This is a genomic window from Romboutsia sp. 13368 (genome assembly GCF_018336475.1).
GTDB lineage: Bacteria > Bacillota > Clostridia > Peptostreptococcales > Peptostreptococcaceae > Romboutsia.
Map to the genome: position 1 here is coordinate 895,175 of NZ_CP048741.1, position 4,178 is coordinate 899,352.

A 4,178-nucleotide genomic window follows, 5' to 3' on the forward strand; every position below is an offset into this window, starting at 1 on the left:
TTTTGCTTTAAGAAATTTAAGGMTAGTGTTTTGAAATCTAATAGAATTACAATTTATAAGAATATTAGTATAAAAATAATAAAACTAAAAAGATAATAAGTGAAATTATAGATATTTTAAAATTTATAATATAACTAGAAATCAAATATAGCGTATAATAAAATTAAGTAAACTAAATAATATCCAAAGCAAGAGGTATAACTATGAAATTAAAAGAAGGTATCTACGAACAAGTAATATCTAATAAAATACACGAAGAAATAAAAAATAGAGAAAATGAAATAAATATACAAAAAGAAGAAATAGAAAAAGATGAAGCAAAAATAATACTATCAAAATACCTACAAGAAGTAACTAGAAAAAGCTTAAGCCTAATAAAAAATAAAGATTTAAATAAACAAATAGAACTTTGTAACCAAATAATAAACTACCTATCAACACAAGTTGAAGACGAAGAAATAAAAGAAAATAATATTCATGAAAATGGTGAAATACTACTATCAATAGAAGAAAAACTTAACAAATCAAAACTAAAAAATAACAATATAAGACCTATAACACCTATATCACAAAGTTACTTATTTACAAACTCAAACAATGAACCAGATTTAATAAGTGAACTAAAAAGAGAAATATCAAGTAGTGACAGTATAGACATATTAGTATCATTCATAAGATGGAGCGGACTAAGACTAATAAAAGATGAACTAATAGAGCATACAAAAACAAAAAAACTAAGAATAATAACAACATCATATATGGGAGCAAGTGAATTTAGAGCTATAAAGTTTTTATCAGAACTTCCAAACACAGAAATAAAAATATCCTATGACACACAAAGAACAAGGCTACATGCAAAAAGCTATATGTTCCATAGAAATACAGGATTCACAACAGCATATATAGGCTCATCAAATATATCAAAGGATGCAATGACAACAGGACTAGAATGGAATATGAAAGTAAGTGAAAAAGATTCAAAAAACATTGTAGATAAATTCAAAGCAACCTTTGAAAGTTACTTTAATGATGAAGAATTTAAAACCTTCACAGAAGCTGATGAAGAAAAACTAAAAATAGAACTTAAAAAAGCTAGAGGAAATGACTATAAAGCTGAAAATGAAGAAATAGCTAATATAGATGTTAGACCATATCACTATCAACAAGAAATACTAGATACATTAACTGTTGAAAGAGAAGTACTAGGACACAATAAAAACTTAGTAGTAGCAGCTACAGGAGTAGGAAAGACTGTAATATCTGCTTTTGACTATAAAAACTTTAAAAATAATAACAAAGGAAAAGTAAATAGATTGCTATTTATTGCTCATAGAGAAGATATATTAGTACAAAGCATGAAGACTTTTAGAACAATACTTAGAGATAGAAACTTTGGTGGACTATACACAGGAAACTTTACTCCAGATAATATAGACCATGTGTTTATGACAATACAAACCTTCAACTCTAAAAAGTTTGATGAAAATATAAGCAAAGATTTTTATGAYTTTATAATAGTTGATGAGTTTCATCATGCTAGTGCTCCAAGCTATCAAAARCTACTTTCACATTTTACACCTAAAGTACTTTTAGGTCTTACTGCAACACCAGAAAGAATGGATGGTAAAGATGTATTAGAATACTTTGATGGTAGAATAAGTAGTGAAATGAGATTAGGAGAAGCAATAGATAAAAAACTACTTACACCATTTCAATACTTCTGCGTAAGTGATGAACTAGATTTAAGTAAAATAAAATGGTCAAAAGGTGGATATGACAATAAAGAACTTACAAACTTACTTACAGTAGACAAAATAAATGCTAAGAAAAGAGCAGACTTAATATTAAAAAGTATAGATGACTACATAGCAGATATAGATGAAGTAGTTGGACTTGGATTTTGCGTAAGTATAGATCATGCAAACTTTATGGCAAACTACTTTAATGAAAAAGGTATACCATCAGTAGCTATAAGTTCTAAATGTAGTGTAGATGAAAGAGATGAAGCAAAATCAAAACTTGTAAATGGTAAATACAAATTTGCATTTGTAGTTGATTTATATAATGAAGGTGTAGATATACCAGAAATAAATACAATACTATTTTTAAGACCAACAGATAGTTCAACTATATTTTTACAACAATTAGGAAGAGGGCTAAGACTTAGTGATAATAAAGAGTGCCTTACAGTACTTGATTATGTAGGACAAGCACATAAAAACTATAACTTCTATGAAAAGTTTTCATCAATAGCAAAGAAAAAAGGAAAAGCATTAAAAGAAGAAATAGAAAGTGGATTTATAACACTTCCAAAGGGTTGCCATTTACATATGGAAAAACAAGCTAAGGAATACATACTAAGAAATATAAATTCCTTTATAAATAATAAAACCACAATAACCAATAAAATCAAAACTTTTGAACTAGAAAGTGGCAAAAAGTTAAGCCTTACAAACTTTATAGAGTTTTATAATATAACCTTAAAAGAAATATACAAAACTAAAAATAGCTTTTATAGACTTTGTGTAAATGCAAAAGTAAAGGAAGATTTTAATGATATAGATGAACAAAGTTTAGCTGGTGGTATGTTAAGACTTATAAATACAGACTCAATAAAACTTCTTAAGTTTTGGATAAATACACTAGAAAATTATAAAGAAGATAAAATAATAAGCTTTAATGATAGTGAAGAAAAAATGCTACTTATGCTACACTATACCTTATACACAAAATCACCAAAAGACTTAGGTATAAATAGTATAAATGAGTTTTTACAAAGACTTTACAGTAATAAGGTTATTTATGAAGAAATTCTAGAAATACTTAAATATAATTTAAGTCATATAAAAGTGAAAACATTTAATGATAATTTAAGTTTTGATAGCAATTTAGAAGTACATGCAACTTATACTAAGGAACAGATTCTAGCATCACTTGGAAAAAATACTATAGAAAAGCAATATCCACTAAGAGAGGGAGTGCTATATATTGAAGATAAGAAAAGTGATGTATTTTTAATAACTTTAAATAAGGTTGAAAAGCATTTTTCTCCTTCAACTATGTATGAAGACTATGCTATAAATGATGAATTATTTAACTGGCAAAGTCAAAGTAGGACAAGTATAGATTCACCAACGGGTAAAAGATATGTAAATCATAGAGATACAAGTAATAATATATTACTATTTGTTAGAGAAAATAAAAGTGAAGATGGTGTAACTAGCCCATATACATACTTAGGCCCTGCTGATATTGTAAGTCATAGTGGAAGCAAGCCAATAAGCATAGTGTGGAAATTAAGAAACAAGTTACCTGCAAGCATAGCCATAAAAGCAGAAAAAGCATTATAAAAAGTAATATGCACATATTAATTTTAGGGCATAATAAATAGAGAACTTATTAAGGCTTTTATTATAGAATGAAACAAGGAGAAAAGAAGAAACAATGATTGAAAATAATAAATCTAAGTACGTACCTGAATTGACATCAAATTTAAGAAATAATTATGTATCAATTCCAAGTATAATATCTAAAGCATCGGGAATAAGAATTTTTGGAAAAAGACTTAAGTCATTTATTTTTACTACTGATGTTGCAATAATAAAAAATACTAATGCTGACGCTGTAATAGCAGTATATCCTTTTACGCCTCAACCAACCATTACTCAAGCTATACTATCAGTTTCTGATATACCTGTTTTATGTGGTGTTGGCGGAGGATTAACACATGGAACAAGATCTGCAAATATTGCTCTACATGCAGAGTTTCAAGGGGCAATAGGTGCAATCCTTAATTCACCAGCACCTGATGAAACTATTAGATATGTAAAAGAATCAATTGACATTCCAGTAGTTGTAACTATAGTATCTGAGTTAACAGATGTTCAAAGTAAGATTGATGCAGGAGCGGATATATTAAATATAAGTGGAGGAGCTGATACACCTAAGATTATTCGCAAGATTAGAGAGAAGTTTCCGTATATCCCTATTATTGCAACAGGAGGTAAAACTGAAGAATCAATCTTAGAAACAATTGAAGCTGGTGCCAATGCCATTACATATGCACCACCAACAAATGCAGAATTATTTAAACATAAGATGCAAGAATATAGAGAGATTGAAAATAGAAAGTATAATAAAGAATTTTAGTAAGTTAAATTTCTCAAGGATTAAGGACT

The 4,178-nt window shown here is 27.7% G+C and carries 2 protein-coding genes; both read left to right on the top strand.

The window, feature by feature from the left end; genetic code table 11:
- Positions 1 to 203: 203 nt before the first annotated feature.
- Entirely contained in the window at positions 204 to 3,350 is a 3,147-nt protein-coding gene (locus G3997_RS03610; protein ID WP_296648231.1) for a DEAD/DEAH box helicase, read from the top strand.
- Between the two features lie 94 nt (positions 3,351 to 3,444).
- Entirely contained in the window at positions 3,445 to 4,149 is a 705-nt protein-coding gene (locus G3997_RS03615; RefSeq protein ID WP_296648235.1) for a hydrolase, read from the top strand.
- Positions 4,150 to 4,178 lie beyond the last annotated feature (29 nt).

Bases quoted from the DNA above. Each gene is read 5' to 3' on its own strand.
- G3997_RS03615 (WP_296648235.1), top strand. From the start codon at position 3,445: ATGATTGAAAATAATAAATCTAAGTACGTACCTGAATTGACATCAAAT.